Source organism: Pelomonas aquatica (genome assembly GCF_026712205.1).
Lineage (GTDB): Bacteria > Pseudomonadota > Gammaproteobacteria > Burkholderiales > Burkholderiaceae_C > Pelomonas > Pelomonas aquatica.
Window position 1 is genome coordinate 79,704 of the sequence record NZ_JAPPUW010000019.1, and the last position, 12,479, is coordinate 92,182.

13 protein-coding genes are annotated in these 12,479 nt (G+C 68.6%); 6 read left to right on the plus strand and 7 right to left on the minus strand.

Annotation, left to right across the window (positions count from 1 at the left end):
• The first annotated feature begins 204 nt into the window (after positions 1-204).
• The 3 genes from NYP07_RS18695 to NYP07_RS18705 all read left to right on the plus strand — a co-directional run bounded on the left by NYP07_RS18695 (position 205) and on the right by NYP07_RS18705 (position 2,509).
• Complete coding sequence (locus NYP07_RS18695) at positions 205-1,047, plus strand: ABC transporter substrate-binding protein (protein ID WP_268153162.1); 843 nt, start codon at positions 205-207, stop codon at positions 1,045-1,047.
• 80 nt (positions 1,048-1,127) lie between these two features.
• Entirely contained in the window at positions 1,128-1,829 is a 702-nt protein-coding gene (locus NYP07_RS18700) for an amino acid ABC transporter permease (protein WP_268153164.1), read from the plus strand.
• On the plus strand, positions 1,826-2,509 hold the full coding sequence (locus tag NYP07_RS18705; RefSeq protein WP_268153166.1) for an amino acid ABC transporter permease: 684 nt from the start codon (positions 1,826-1,828) through the stop codon (positions 2,507-2,509). Before NYP07_RS18700 ends, NYP07_RS18705 begins: the two co-directional genes overlap by 4 nt.
• Positions 2,510-2,524: 15 nt before the next feature.
• Here the strand turns inward: NYP07_RS18705 and NYP07_RS18710 are convergent, their stop codons facing one another.
• The 6 genes from NYP07_RS18710 to NYP07_RS18735 form a co-directional block, all read right to left on the minus strand.
• Positions 2,525-2,659 (minus strand): hypothetical protein, encoded by a 135-nt coding sequence (locus NYP07_RS18710; RefSeq protein WP_268153168.1) that lies wholly within the window; start codon positions 2,657-2,659, stop codon positions 2,525-2,527.
• Between the two features lie 443 nt (positions 2,660-3,102).
• Positions 3,103-4,407: an O-acetylhomoserine aminocarboxypropyltransferase/cysteine synthase family protein gene (locus NYP07_RS18715; RefSeq protein ID WP_268153170.1), complete on the minus strand. Its 1,305-nt coding sequence runs from the start codon at positions 4,405-4,407 to the stop codon at positions 3,103-3,105.
• Positions 4,408-4,463: 56 nt separating this feature from the next.
• Positions 4,464-6,257 (minus strand): family 2A encapsulin nanocompartment cargo protein cysteine desulfurase, encoded by a 1,794-nt coding sequence (locus NYP07_RS18720; RefSeq protein WP_268153172.1) that lies wholly within the window; start codon positions 6,255-6,257, stop codon positions 4,464-4,466.
• Positions 6,232-7,155, minus strand: coding sequence for a family 2A encapsulin nanocompartment shell protein (locus tag NYP07_RS18725; protein WP_268153174.1), 924 nt, complete (start codon positions 7,153-7,155; stop codon positions 6,232-6,234). Before NYP07_RS18725 ends, NYP07_RS18720 begins: the two co-directional genes overlap by 26 nt.
• 45 nt (positions 7,156-7,200) lie before the next feature.
• Entirely contained in the window at positions 7,201-8,136 is a 936-nt protein-coding gene (gene epsC, locus NYP07_RS18730) for a serine O-acetyltransferase EpsC (protein WP_268153176.1), read from the minus strand.
• Positions 8,136-8,609 carry a rhodanese-like domain-containing protein gene (locus NYP07_RS18735; protein WP_268153178.1) on the minus strand — a complete coding sequence of 158 codons (474 nt, stop codon included), beginning with the start codon at positions 8,607-8,609 and terminating at the stop codon, positions 8,136-8,138. Before NYP07_RS18735 ends, epsC begins: the two co-directional genes overlap by 1 nt.
• Before the next feature lie 267 nt (positions 8,610-8,876).
• On the opposite strand from NYP07_RS18735, the gene NYP07_RS18740 reads away from it, so the two are divergent.
• From NYP07_RS18740 to NYP07_RS18750, 3 genes are read left to right on the plus strand one after another with little or no spacing between them, the layout of a single operon-like run.
• Positions 8,877-9,230 (plus strand): GntR family transcriptional regulator, encoded by a 354-nt coding sequence (locus NYP07_RS18740; RefSeq protein WP_268153180.1) that lies wholly within the window; start codon positions 8,877-8,879, stop codon positions 9,228-9,230.
• Positions 9,227-10,096 carry an ABC transporter ATP-binding protein gene (locus NYP07_RS18745; RefSeq protein ID WP_268153182.1) on the plus strand — a complete coding sequence of 290 codons (870 nt, stop codon included), beginning with the start codon at positions 9,227-9,229 and terminating at the stop codon, positions 10,094-10,096. The genes NYP07_RS18740 and NYP07_RS18745 overlap by 4 nt, the downstream gene beginning before the upstream one ends.
• A 16-nt stretch (positions 10,097-10,112) precedes the next feature.
• On the plus strand, positions 10,113-10,979 hold the full coding sequence (locus tag NYP07_RS18750; RefSeq protein WP_268153184.1) for a hypothetical protein: 867 nt from the start codon (positions 10,113-10,115) through the stop codon (positions 10,977-10,979).
• Between the two features lie 67 nt (positions 10,980-11,046).
• Here NYP07_RS18750 and NYP07_RS18755 read toward each other — a convergent pair whose 3' ends face one another.
• Entirely contained in the window at positions 11,047-11,916 is an 870-nt protein-coding gene (locus NYP07_RS18755; protein WP_268153186.1) for a ferritin family protein, read from the minus strand.
• Positions 11,917-12,479 lie beyond the last annotated feature (563 nt).

The following is a 12,479-nucleotide window of genomic DNA, read 5'->3' on the forward strand; positions in this document are numbered from 1 at the left end:
GGGCCCGAGTCTTGAGGCCTCGCAGGATACGAAGCGAAGCTTCGCGGGGCAACGACGCATTGCGCATGAGCTTGTGCGGATTTCGCGCGCGGGCAGTGCGCAAGCTCATGCGGAATCCGTCGTTGGCGGCCGCTTATGCAGTTCCTAGAGTGCAAGGTCTCGGCACACCGCCGTGCTTCCATTTCTCACAAGGACCCGTCCCCCATGCAGCGCAACCGCCACCGTCTGACCCACTCCCTGGCCGCCCTGGGCCTGAGCCTGCTGGCCCTGCAGGCCGCCCATGCCGACCAGCTCGACGACATCAAGAAGAAGGGCGTGCTCGTCGTCGGGGTGCTGGGCACCGACGAGCCCAACAGCTACATCGACGCCAAGACGCGCGAGATCATCGGCTATGAGGTCGATCTTGCCCGCGCCATCGCGGCCAAGCTCGGCGTGAAGCTGCAGATCAAGCAGCTCGCCGTGGCGGCCCGCATCCCCGAGCTGCAGCAGGGCCATGTGGACCTGCTGGCCGCCTCGCTCACGCACAACAAGGAGCGCGAGGCGGTCATCGACTTCTCGCTGACCACGTTCGTCACGGGACAGAAGGTGCTGGTGAAGGCCGACAGCGGCATCCAGAACCTGCAGCAGCTCACCGGCAAGAAGGTGGTCACCATCAAGGGCGGCACGCAGGAGCCCAACATCCGCAAGGCCGTGCCCAACGTCGACGTGGTGACCTTCGAGACCGGGCCGCAGGCCTTCCAGGCGCTGCAGCAGGGCAAGGGCGCGGCATTCGTCAACGACGAGGTGTCGCTGCTGGACCAGCATGCCAAGCTCGGCGCCGGCAAGGACAAGTACCGCATCCTGGAGCAGAACATCAGCATCGAGCCCCTGGCCATCGGCATCCGCAAGGGCGAGAAGCGCCTGAAGTCCGAGGTCGATGGCGCGCTGGCCGGCCTGGAGAAGAGCGGCGAAGCCGACAAGCTCTTCCTGAAGTGGTACGGCCCCGAGACGCGCCTGCAGTTCCCCAAGCGCACGTTCAAGATCGACAGCGACAAGGTGGAGAGCTGATCCGCTCGCTGACCTGATCCGATCGCAGCCGCCGGCCTCACGAGGGACGGCGGCTGTCTTGCTTGTGGAGCGCCCCATCCATGCCCGAACTTTCCTTCGCGCCGCTGCTGCAGGGCGACTACCTTGCCTGGCTGCTCGCCGGGCTGCAGTTGTCGCTGCTGCTGACCGGCCTCACGCTCACGACGGCGCTGCCGCTGGCCATCGTCATCGCGCTGCTGCGCATCTCGCCGCTTCGGCCGCTACAGCTCGTGGGTGAAGCCTATGTGGAAGCCGTGCGCTGCGTGCCGCTGCTGGTGCACATGTTGTTCTGGTACTTCGGCGTGCCCGAGCTGCTGCCCGATGGCATCAAGGAAACCGTCTATGCCGGCCACATCGAGGTCGTCAGCGCCTGGGCGGCGCTCACGCTCTACACGGCGGCCTACATGTCGGAAGACATCCGCTCCGGCGTACGCGCCGTGCCGGGCGCGCAGCTGAGCGCTGCCATGGCGCTGGGCTTCAGCTACCTCGCGGCCATGCGGCTCGTCGTGCTGCCCCAGGCGCTGCGGATCACGTTTCCGCCGCTGCTGTCGCAGACGCTCAACCTCTGGAAGAACACCAGCATCGCTACCGTCATCGGCACGGCCGAGCTGATGTACCAGGCCCAGCGGGTCGAGTCGGCCACCTTCCGCGGCTTTGAGACCTTTGCGCTGGTGACGGCGGCCTACCTGTCGGTGTCGCTGCTGCTGACGGCGCTGGCCCAGTGGGCGCAGGCGCGGCTGTCGCCGAACGGGGCGCGACGATGAGTGAATTGATCGATACCTACGGGGTCTACTTCCTCGTCGGCCAGTACCCGCACGGCCCGCTGGGCGGCCTGGTGCTCACGGTGCTGCTGGCCACCCTGGGCCTGGTGCTGGCACTGCCGCTGGGTGTGGCGCTGGGCGTGGCGCGCTTCAGTCCACGGGCCTGGCTGCGGCGGCCGGTCACGGCCTGGGTCTGGGTCATCCGCGGCACGCCGCTGCTCATGGTGGTGTTCTGGGCCTACTTCTTCCTGCCGGTGGTCACGGGCCACAAGACGGACCAGTTCAGCACCATGCTGATCGCGCTGGTGGTGTTCGATGCGGCCTACCTTGCGGAGATCGTGCACGCGGGCCTGCAGGCGCTGCCGCGCGGGCAGCTGAGCGCGGCGTTGTCGCTCGGCATGACCCGATCGCAGGCCTTGCGGCTGGTGCTGCTGCCGCAGGCCACCCGCCACATGCTGCCCTCGCTGGTGAACCAGTTTGTCGCCACCATCAAGGAGACCTCGCTGGGCACCATCATCGGGCTGTCGGAGCTGAGTTACATCGCCAACCAGATCAACGCCCAGGTGCTGGTGAAGCCGGTCGAGGTCTACCTGACGCTCGCCGGCAGTTACTTCGTGATGTGCTACGGCCTGACGCTGCTGGGTCGGCTCGCCGAGCGCCGGTTGGCGACTCGGCCTGCGTGAAGGGCTAGGCGCTTCTCAATGCGCCGATCCCAGCGCATGTCTCTTCAACTTGATGGTCAGGTCGCCACGGCCGAGGCGAGCGGCCTGACAGGCGGCCAGCCCGCGCACGCCGTGGCCGCCCAGCGCCGTGACCGGCGTCACCAGGTCCATGCGTAGCTCACGCCCAACAGGGTTTCCATCCGGCGCACGCTGGACTCTCCGCCACCCAGCCCCGTCGGGGGTGCTCCGGGCGGGATGCTCTGTCGCCCTTGCACGGTTTTTTGCGGCGCCAGGGCCACGTAGGTGCTGAGTTCGCCGTGCGGGTTCAATGCCCAGGTGGCGCCGGCCGTCAGGTGGTTTTACACGACGCCGGGGGCGAGGATATTGAAGAAAGTCTCCGACGCCGGCACGGGCTGGCCGGCACCTGCGCCGGTGTTGGCCGGGTTGGTGGCGGGCGCAAGGGCGTTCGGTCGACAGCGCGATGCCGGTGCCTCCCTGACCCAGCGATTGCACGCCATAGCCGTGCGAAAAATAGCCATTGGTTGCCATCGCGGCGCCGGGCAGCAGCAGCGTGGGCAGGGTGAAGGCGACGAGGCGAGGGCTCAATCGCATGCTCATGCGCCCACCAGACTCAAGGCCTGGTCCAGATCCGCCTTGAGGTCGTCGATGTGCTCGATGCCGATGGACAGGCGGACGGTGTCTTCGCCGACGCCGGCCTTGTCCAGCTCCGCGGGCGACAACTGGCGGTGGGTGGTGGACGCCGGGTGCGTCGCCAGCGAGCGCACGTCGCCGATGTTCACGAGGCGCGTGAACAACTGCAGCGCATCCAGGAAGCGGGCGCCTTGTTCGCGGCCTCCCTTCACGCCGAAGGTGACGATGCCTGAGGCCTTGCCCGACAGGTATTTGCGCACCAGGCCATGGTCGGGATGCTCTTCCAGGCCGGCGTAGTTCACCCAGCTCACCTGCGGGTGCGTCTTGAGGTGGCGGGCCACGGCGGTGGCGTTGTCGCTGATGCGGTCCAGCCGCAGGGCCAGGGTTTCGATGCCCTGCAGGATCTGGAAGGCGTTGAAGGGCGACAGCGCCGCGCCGGTGTTGCGCAGTGGCACGACGCGCGCGCGGCCGATGTAGGCCGCCGGGCCGAGCGCCTCGGTGTAGACGACACCGTGGTAGCTCGGGTCGGGCTCGTTCAGGCGCTTGAAGCGGTCCTTGTGCTGGGCCCAGGGGAACTTGCCCGAGTCGACGATGGCGCCGCCGATGCTGGTGCCGTGGCCGCCGAGGTATTTGGTCAGCGAGTGCACGACGATGTCGGCGCCGTGCTGGATGGGCCGGCTGAGATACGGCGATGGCACGGTGTTGTCGACGATCAGCGGCACACCGTGGGCATGGGCTATGGCCGAGATCTTCTCGATGTCGGTCACATTGCCCTGCGGGTTGCCCAGTGACTCGACGAAGACGGCCTTGGTCTTGGCGTCGATGAGGGCGGCGAAGCTCTCGGGTTGGCGGTAGTCGGCGAACTTCGCGCTGATGCCGTACTGCGGCAGCGTGTGGGCGAACAGGTTGTAGGTGCCGCCGTAGAGTGCGCTGGAGGCGACGATGTTGTCGCCTGCCTCGGCCAGGGTCAGGATGGCGTAGGTGACGGCGGCCTGGCCCGACGCCACGGCCAGCGCGCCGATGCCGCCCTCCAGCGCGGCCAGCCGCTTCTCCAGCACATCATTGGTCGGGTTCATGATGCGGCTGTAGATGTTGCCGGCCACCTTCAGGTCGAAGAGGTCGGCGCCGTGCTGGGCACTGTCGAAGGCGTAGGCGACGGTCTGGTAGATCGGCACGGCCACCGACTTGGTGGTCGGGTCCGGCGTGTAGCCGCCGTGCACGGACAGGGTCTCGAAGCGCCAGCTGTCGCGGGCATTGGGCTGGGTCATGGAATTCTCCTGTTAGGCGATGCGTGAACTGAGCGTTGCGCAGATGGGCATGGGACTCATGCGCGGGCGAGCCGGCGCACGACGGCGATGAAATGGTCGATCTCGTCGCAGCTGTTGTAGAACGCGAACGACGGCCTCACCGTGGCTTCCAGGCCGAAGCGGCGCAGGATGGGCTGGGCGCAGTGGTGGCCCGAGCGCACCGCGATGCCCTCCTCGGCCAGGGCCCGGCCGACTGCCGCGGTTTCGTGGCCGGCGAGCACGAAGCTCAGCACGCTGGCCTTGTCGGCCGCGGTGCCGACGAGGCGCACGCCCGGGACGGGTCGCAGGGCTTCGGTGGCGTAGGCCAGCAGGTCGTGCTCGTAGCGGGCGATGGCGTGCAGCCCGATGCGGCTCACGTAGTCCAGCGCGGCGCCCAGGCCCGCGGCATCGGCGATGTTGCCGGTGCCGGCCTCGAACTTGGCCGGGGCCGGCTGGAACACCGTGCGCTCGAAGGTCACGTCGGCAATCATGTTGCCGCCGCCCTGCCAGGGCGGGATGGCGTCCAGCACCTCCTTGCGGCCGACGACCGCGCCGATGCCGGTGGGGCCGAAGATCTTGTGGCCGCTGAAGACGAAGAAGTCGCAGCCGATGGCTTGCACGTCCACCGCGAGGTGGGACACCGACTGCGCGCCATCCACCAGCGTAGCGACGCCCTGGCGCTGCGCGATGGCCACCAGTTCCTGCACCGGCACCACGGTGCCGAGCGCGTTGCTGACCTGCGTGACCGCGAGCAGCTTGGTTTTCGGGCCGATGAGCTTCTTCGCCTCCGACAGGATCACCTGTCCCGTGTCGTCCACCGGGATCACGCGCAGCTGCGCGCCCTTGCGGGCCGCGAGCTGCTGCCAGGGCACGATGTTGGCGTGGTGCTCCAGGTGCGACACGACGATCTCATCGCCCGCGCCCACATGCTGCTCGCCCCAGGTGCTGGCGACGAGGTTGATGCCCTCGGTCGCGCCGCGCACGAAGACGACCTCGTCCGCCGAGCGGGCGTTGACGAACCGGGCCACCGTCTTGCGGGCCGCCTCGTAGGCGTCGGTGGCCCGTGCCGCCAGCGTGTGGGCCGCGCGGTGGATATTGCTGTTCTCGTGCTCGTAGAAGTGGCCCAGGCGGTCGATCACCGCGCGAGGCTTCTGCGTCGTGGCGGCGTTGTCGAACCAGACGAGTGGCTTGCCGTTGACGCGCTCCGACAGGATGGGGAAGTCGCGCCGGATGGCGTTGACATCGAAGGGCTGGCGCTGGCCTTGCAGCGCATGCTTGTGGGGAAGCTTACCGGCGTGGTGGCCATGCGCGCCGGGGTGGCGTTGCAGGTCCAGCACATACAGCGACGGCTGCTGGGGGGCGATGCCCGGCTCGACGAAGTAGTAGCCCGACGGCGTGGCCTCGCGCTGCTGAGGTGCGATCTGCTGCGGCGCGCCGAGCAGCTGGCCGCCGGCGCGGCCATCGAGGCCGGGCACGCTGGTCAGCAGCACGTCGGGCACGCCGTTGCCGGCCTGGGCATGCGGTGCGCGGGCGGGCGAGGGCCGGGCCGGCGCGGCGGCCTGGTCGGGGCTGGTGGGCGCGAGGTTGAGCCCGGGTGCTGCGGCGCCGAGGCCGGCGAACTGCGTCGTGGTGGCCTGCGGCAGCGGGCCGCCGGGCACGCCAGCGGGCAGCGGGTTGGCCGGCACGTTCAGGCCGCCGGCCGACTGCACCGGCTGGGCCGACGGCAGCGAACCTCTGTTCAGGCTGCCGAAGATCTCGTTGGCCAGCCGGGCCAGCGAGGCCACGTCGAACGGGCTCTCGACCAGGTCAGCGGTAGGTGTCAGGGTACTCATGGTATCTGCCCACTTCCACGTCTTCGAGCACGGCCAAGGCATCGTCGCTGTGCACCGCCAGCGAGCAGTACAGGCTGATCAGATAGCTGGCGATGGCATTGCGGTTGATGCCCATGAAGCGCACCGACAGGCCCGGCCCCTGCTCGCCCGGCAGGCCCGGCTGGTAGAGGCCCACCACGCCCTGGCGCTTGTCGCCCACGCGCAGCAGCAGGATGCTGGTCTTGCCGTCGTTGACCGGCACCTTGTCGCTCGGGATCAGCGGGATGCCGCGCCAGGTCAGGAACTGGCTGCCGAACAGGCTGATGGTGGGCGGCGGCACGCCGCGGCGGGTGCACTCGCGGCCGAAGGCGGCGATGCCCAGCGGGTGCGTCAGGAAGAAGGCGGGCTCCTTCCAGACCTTGGTCAGCAGGTCGTCGAGGTCGTCCGGCGTGGGCGCGCCGGTGATCGTGGAGATGCGCTGCTCGTCCGCGACATTGGCCAGCAGGCCGTAGTCGGGGTTGTTGATGAGCTCGGATTCCTGGCGCTCCTTGATGGTCTCGATGACCAGGCGCAGCTGCTCCTTGATCTGGTCGTGCGGGCTGCTGTAGAGGTCGGACACGCGGGTGTGCACGTCCAGCACCGTGGCCACGGCGTTCAGGAAGTATTCGCGCGGCGCGGCGTCGTAGTCGGCGAAGGTGACGGGCAGCTCGGCCTCGTCGCGCTTGGCGCAGGCCACCTTCACGGCCTCGGGGTCGGCCACCTTGTTGAGGCGGTAGATGCCGGCCTCGACCGGGATCCACTGCAGCAGGTGGGTCAGCCAGCGCGGCGTGATGGTGGAGAGCTGCGGGACGGTCTTGGTCGCGTTGGCCAGCTGCCGTGCGGCGGCGTCGCCGAGGGCAAGCTGTGGGGTGTCAGCCATGGGGGATGGGCTCCGGGGTGGGTAAAAGGAAACGGGTGAGATGACTCAGGCGGCCAGCGACTGGAAGGCCGAGGACGGGTCGCCGGGTGAGTGGGATTGAGAGTCGGCCTGTGCGATGCGGCTGCCGGGCGGCACGCTGTGCGTGAGCCAGACATTGCCACCGATGACCGAGCCTCGGCCGAGCGTGATGCGGCCGAGCACGGTGGCGCCGGCGTAGATGACGACCTCGTCCTCGACGATGGGATGGCGGGGCTGGCCCTTGATGAGATGACCGTCGCCATCGGTCGGGAAGCTCTTGGCCCCGAGCGTGACGTTCTGGTAGAGCCGCACGCCGCGGCCTAGCACGGCCGTCTCGCCGATGACGACGCCGGTGCCGTGGTCGATGAAGCAGCCCGGGCCGATCTGCGCACCGGGGTGGATGTCGATGCCGGTCTGCGCATGCGCGAGTTCGGCGATGACGCGGGCGATCAGTGGTACGCCCAGTCGGTAAAGCTCATGCGCCAGGCGGTGGCTGATCAGCGCATGCAGGCCGGGATAGCAGAGCAGCACCTCGTCCACGCTGCGCGCGGCGGGGTCGCCCTGGAAGGCTGCGGTCACGTCGCTGTCCAGCAGCTCGCGCACGCCGGGCAGGCGGCGGGCGAAGCTGCTCACCAGCGTGGCGGCGGCGCTCTCGGCCGGCGGCTCGCCGCCGCGCAGGCGGGCTTCGTGGCCGAGTTCCAGCAGCACCTGCTGGCGCAGCCGCTTGAGGGCCACGCCGAGGGTGTGGCCGACGTAGTGGTCCTCGCCCTCGGGCTGCAGGTCCGGCGGGCCCAGGCGCATCGGGAAGAGGGCGCCGGTCAGCTGCTCGACGATGCCCGCCAGCAGCTCGCGCGAGGGCAGCTCGCGGCCGCCGGTGTCCCAGCGCCGGTGGGCGTCGCGCCAGCGGCGGCGCGCCGTGCGCAGGCCGTCGACGATGTCGGTCAGGTCGTCAGCGCTGGCCATCAGTCTTGCCGCCAGGGCAGGCTATGGAAGCGCCAGCCGTTGAAATGGCCGCGTTGCTGGTGATCGTCGCTGTCGCCCTCGAAGCCTTCCTGGATGTTGAAAACGTTCGCCAGGCCCGCCTTCGCGGCGGCCTCGGCGGCCAGGGCCGAGCGCTTGCCGCTACGGCACAGCAGAAGCACCGGCAGCTCGTTGCCCGACTTGGGGCCGACCTTGGCCTCCAGTTCCTTGACGAAGCGTGGGTTGCGGTTCAGGGCCGTGCCCGTGGCCCAGGCCACGTGCAGGCTGCCGGGCACATGGCCGACGAAATGGCGCTCCTCGGCGCTGCGCACGTCGACGAGGACAGCGCGGCCGGCCTGGACCAGCGCCCAAGCACCGCGCGGTGCGACGCTGCCGGCATACGGCAGCGCAGCGGCCCGGGCAGCCGCGCGGGCCTGGGTCAGGACTTCGGGGGCATCTATAACTGAGGTGCTCATGTCGGGCCTCATGCGAAAACCGAGTGAGGCTAGGGCTCAGCCCTTCCTCAGCCAACGAAGCAAAACGCGAACGTTTATGCGGTTTGCGCTTCAGAACCCGAGCAGCCCGGGCGACGCCGCCACGACACCGGCCGCCGCGGCCAGCAGCAGAGACAGGCACCGACAATCGGCTCATCCCCCTCTATCTGCAGTCCGTCGCACGCCGCTGGGGGGCTGCCGGGCCGGGAGATATGGTGTGCTACATCAGCAACACACCTTGGAGCGCCCATGACTCCCACCTGGACAGACCAGGCGCCGATCTACCAGCAACTGGCCGACCGACTGGCCGTGCGGCTGCTGGACGGCAGCCCCCCGGAAGGCGAGGCCCTGCCATCGGTGCGCCAGCTCGCCAGCCAGTACCTCATCAACCCGCTGACGGTGACGCGGGCGCTGCAGGCGCTCAGCGACCACGGCCTCATCGAGCCGCGCCGCGGCCTGGGGATGTACGTCACGGCCGGAGCGCGCGGGCGGCTGCTGCGCCAGGAGCGCGAGCAGTTCCTGCAAAAGGACTGGCCGGCGCTGCGCGCCAGGCTCAAGCGCCTGGGCCTGACCGCCAAGGATCTGAACTGGGAGTCGACATGAACCTCATCGAAGCCAAGAACCTGACGCTGCGCTACGGCAACAAGACGGCGTTGAACGATGTCTCCGTGACCGTGCCCAAGGGCCGCGTCGTCGGCCTGCTGGGCCACAACGGCGCGGGCAAGACCTCGCTGATGAAGGCCATCGTCGGCCTGCTGCCGGTGCAGGGCGAGCTGGTGGTGCTCGGCCTGGAGCCGACGAAGAACCGCCAGCAGCTGCTGACCGAGCTGAGCTACATCCCCGACGTGGCCGTGCTGCCGCGCTGGGCCCGGGTGCACGAGCTGATCACGCTGATGAGCCGGCTGCAGCCCAAGTTCTCGGCCGAGCGCGCCCGGGCGCTGCTCAAGCGCACCAGCGTCGGCGAGACGGACAAGGTGAAGAGCCTGTCCAAGGGCATGGTGGCCCAGACGCACCTGGCGCTGATCGCCGCCATCGACGCGAAGCTGATGGTGCTGGACGAGCCGACGCTGGGCCTGGACGTCGTGTCGCGCAAGAGCTTCTACGAGATGCTCATCGACGAGTGGTGCGACGGCGAGCGCAGCGTGCTGATCTCGACGCATCAGGTCGAGGAGGTCGAGGCGCTGTTGAGCGACGTCATCATGCTGGACGAGGGGCGCGTGGCGCTGGCCATCAGCCTGGAGGACATCGACCGCCGCTTCGTCGCGCTGAACCACGACCCGGCCGCGGCCGACGCGATGGCCGCCGCCCACCCGCTGCTGCGCTACCGCGAGCAGGGCCGCACGACGTCGCTGTTCGACGGTGCGCCGCCCGAGCATGTGTCCAGCCTGGGGCAGCGCGTGCGGCCCAGCCTGGTCGATCTCTTCATGGCGCTGACCCGCAACCCGGCGCTGAACGGCAGGCAGGCCTGAACTGGAGGAACAAGCGATGAACACCCATATCCCCACCCTGCTGCTGCGCGAGTGGCTGCAGCACAAGCGCGGCTGGCTGATCGCCGCGTTCGCGCCGCCCATCCTCTTCCTGGCCATGCTGCCCTTCAGCCATATGGACGGCCGGCCCGAGGGTTCGCTCGAGATGTTCGCGCCGCTGATCTTCGTCATCAGCAGTTGCGCGATCTATGCCATTGCGCTGCTCGTTGCGCTGTTCCAGCTGCCCGGCCTGGCGCGGCGCGACGTGCAGGACCGCTCCATCGAGTTCTGGCTGTCGCTGCCCGGGCGGCCCGGCGAGAGCGTCGCGTCCACGGTGCTGGCGCACGCCTGGCTGGCACCGGTGGGCGCCGCCGTCGTCGGCGCGGCCTTCGGCCTGCCGATCGCGTTGTCGGTGCTGGGCCGCATGTTCGGCTGGGCCGACACGATGGCCCTGCACTGGGGCGAGGTGCTGGTGGCGGCGCTGCCGCTGCTGCTGCGCGGGCTGGCCGGCACGGTGCTGCTGACGCTGTGGCTGCTGCCGCTGATCTTCGTGCTGATGGCGGCCTCGGCCTGGCTCAAGCGCCTGGGCGTGCCGCTGGTGCTGGTGGGCGGCGGCGTGGCCGTGGCGGTGATGCACAACGTCTACGGCATCGATTGGCCGCTGAACGCGCTGCTCGACCTGAACGTCCGCATCAACCATGCGCTGCTGTACGACGGCCACGGCTTGGTGCGTGCGCTGCAGTCCGGCCTGGACCTCGGCGGCTACATGCTGCAGGACCTGGGCCGCTCGGCGGCGGAGCTGCTGTCGCTGTCCTTCGTCGGCTGGATGGCCGTGGCGGTGTCAGGTTTTGCGCTGGTGGTGGCGAAGCGCGCGCGCGGCGGCTGAAGCCGCGGTGCAAAACGAACAGGGGGCCGACCGGCCCCCTTTTCATCATCTGGCCGTCGATCGGCCGTCAGGCCGGTGCGCCGGCCAGGCCGTCGCCCGACGGCGGCACGATGCGCGCCGCCATTTCCTTGCGGAAGCGGTTGAGCTCCTGCACGGTGGCGAAGCTGCGGTCCATCAGCAGGCTCATGTTGTGCAGGATGCGCTCGACGACCTTGTTCTCCCAGACGGTGTCGAACTGGATCTGCTTGTCCAGCCAGCGCTCCAGCCACTCGGGGTCGGGCAGGCGGCTCTGGATGGTGTCGCGCGGGAACAGCTTGGCGTTGACGTGCAGATTGGTCGGGTGCAGGGCCTGGGCCGTGCGGCGGGCGCTGGCCATCAGCACGCCGACCTTGGCGAAGGCCGCGCGCGCCTCGTCGCCGAACTTGGACATCGCGCGCTTCATGTAGCGCAGATAGGCGCCGCCGTGGCGGGCCTCGTCGCGCGACAGGGTCTCGTAGATGGCCTTGATGACGGGCTCGGTGTGCCACTCGGCCGCGCGGCGGTACCAGTGGTTCAGTCGGATCTCGCCGCAGAAATGCAGCATCAGCGTTTCCAGCGCCGGCGCGGGGTCGAAATCGAAGCGCACCTCGTGCAGTTCCTGCTCGGTGGGCACGAGGTCGGGGCGGAAGCGCCTCAGGTATTCCATCAGCACGAGGCTGTGCTTCTGCTCCTCGAAGAACCAGACCGACATGAAGGCCGAGAAGTCGCTGTCCTCGCGGTTGTCGCGCAGGAACATCTCGGTGGCGGGCAGGGCCGACCACTCGGTGATGGCGTTCATCTTGATGGTCTGGGCCTGCTCGTCGGAGAGCAGGCTGGCATCGAACTTGTCCCAGGGGATGTCGCTGTCCATGTTCCAGCGCACGGCTTCGAGTTGCTTGAACAGTTCGGGGTAAAGCATGGTGAATCCTCGTCTAGAGGCGGGATTCTAAAGTTTGTGCCGGCCGGTCGCTCGGGGAAGAGGATGGCGGCCGGGCTGCTCGGGTCGCACGGAGGCCGGCGCCGCCGAATTGCCGGGGCGTCGGCGTGACTGTTTGCAATCTGCTTGATGGCATTCGTATGTTGCCCAAACATTCGCCGCAGCAACAACAATCGTCACTGAAAAGCGGGACAACGCCTTGGAACTTCATGCCCAGCCCCCAGTCTCGGACTACACACGGTAAAAACCCGAGTCGAGGTTCACGAGCACTTCCCCACCGAATTTGGGCCGCCCAACCTCTCTGAGAGCAGAGCAGCAATCTCGGAGCCGTTCTCCTCCTCCTCCCTCCCTCCCTCGTTGGCTCCGAGGCGTTCCGCGGCCACTTTTACGTCCAGGCCCGTGTCGTCGACACGGGCCTTTTTCTGGGTGCGCCCGGCAGGGTGCACCTACTCGGAGGTGAGAGTCCTCTATCAGCCCGGCAAGGGGAATGGTTAGCCAATGGCAAGGGTTCCGCGGGTGACTGTGGGTCTGAAGGAAGCCGGATG

Excerpts from the sequence above, each read along its gene's own strand:
- NYP07_RS18695 (WP_268153162.1), top strand. The coding sequence starts at position 205 with ATGCAGCGCAACCGCCACCGTCTGACCCACTCCCTGGCCGCCCTGGGC.
- NYP07_RS18700 (WP_268153164.1), top strand. The coding sequence starts at position 1,128 with ATGCCCGAACTTTCCTTCGCGCCGCTGCTGCAGGGCGACTACCTTGCC.
- NYP07_RS18705 (WP_268153166.1), top strand. The coding sequence starts at position 1,826 with ATGAGTGAATTGATCGATACCTACGGGGTCTACTTCCTCGTCGGCCAG.
- NYP07_RS18710 (WP_268153168.1), bottom strand. The coding sequence starts at position 2,659 with ATGGACCTGGTGACGCCGGTCACGGCGCTGGGCGGCCACGGCGTGCGC.
- NYP07_RS18715 (WP_268153170.1), bottom strand. The coding sequence starts at position 4,407 with ATGACCCAGCCCAATGCCCGCGACAGCTGGCGCTTCGAGACCCTGTCC.
- NYP07_RS18720 (WP_268153172.1), bottom strand. The coding sequence starts at position 6,257 with ATGAGTACCCTGACACCTACCGCTGACCTGGTCGAGAGCCCGTTCGAC.
- NYP07_RS18725 (WP_268153174.1), bottom strand. The coding sequence starts at position 7,155 with ATGGCTGACACCCCACAGCTTGCCCTCGGCGACGCCGCCGCACGGCAG.
- epsC (WP_268153176.1), bottom strand. The coding sequence starts at position 8,136 with ATGGCCAGCGCTGACGACCTGACCGACATCGTCGACGGCCTGCGCACG.
- NYP07_RS18735 (WP_268153178.1), bottom strand. The coding sequence starts at position 8,609 with ATGAGCACCTCAGTTATAGATGCCCCCGAAGTCCTGACCCAGGCCCGC.
- NYP07_RS18740 (WP_268153180.1), top strand. The coding sequence starts at position 8,877 with ATGACTCCCACCTGGACAGACCAGGCGCCGATCTACCAGCAACTGGCC.
- NYP07_RS18745 (WP_268153182.1), top strand. The coding sequence starts at position 9,227 with ATGAACCTCATCGAAGCCAAGAACCTGACGCTGCGCTACGGCAACAAG.
- NYP07_RS18750 (WP_268153184.1), top strand. The coding sequence starts at position 10,113 with ATGAACACCCATATCCCCACCCTGCTGCTGCGCGAGTGGCTGCAGCAC.
- NYP07_RS18755 (WP_268153186.1), bottom strand. The coding sequence starts at position 11,916 with ATGCTTTACCCCGAACTGTTCAAGCAACTCGAAGCCGTGCGCTGGAAC.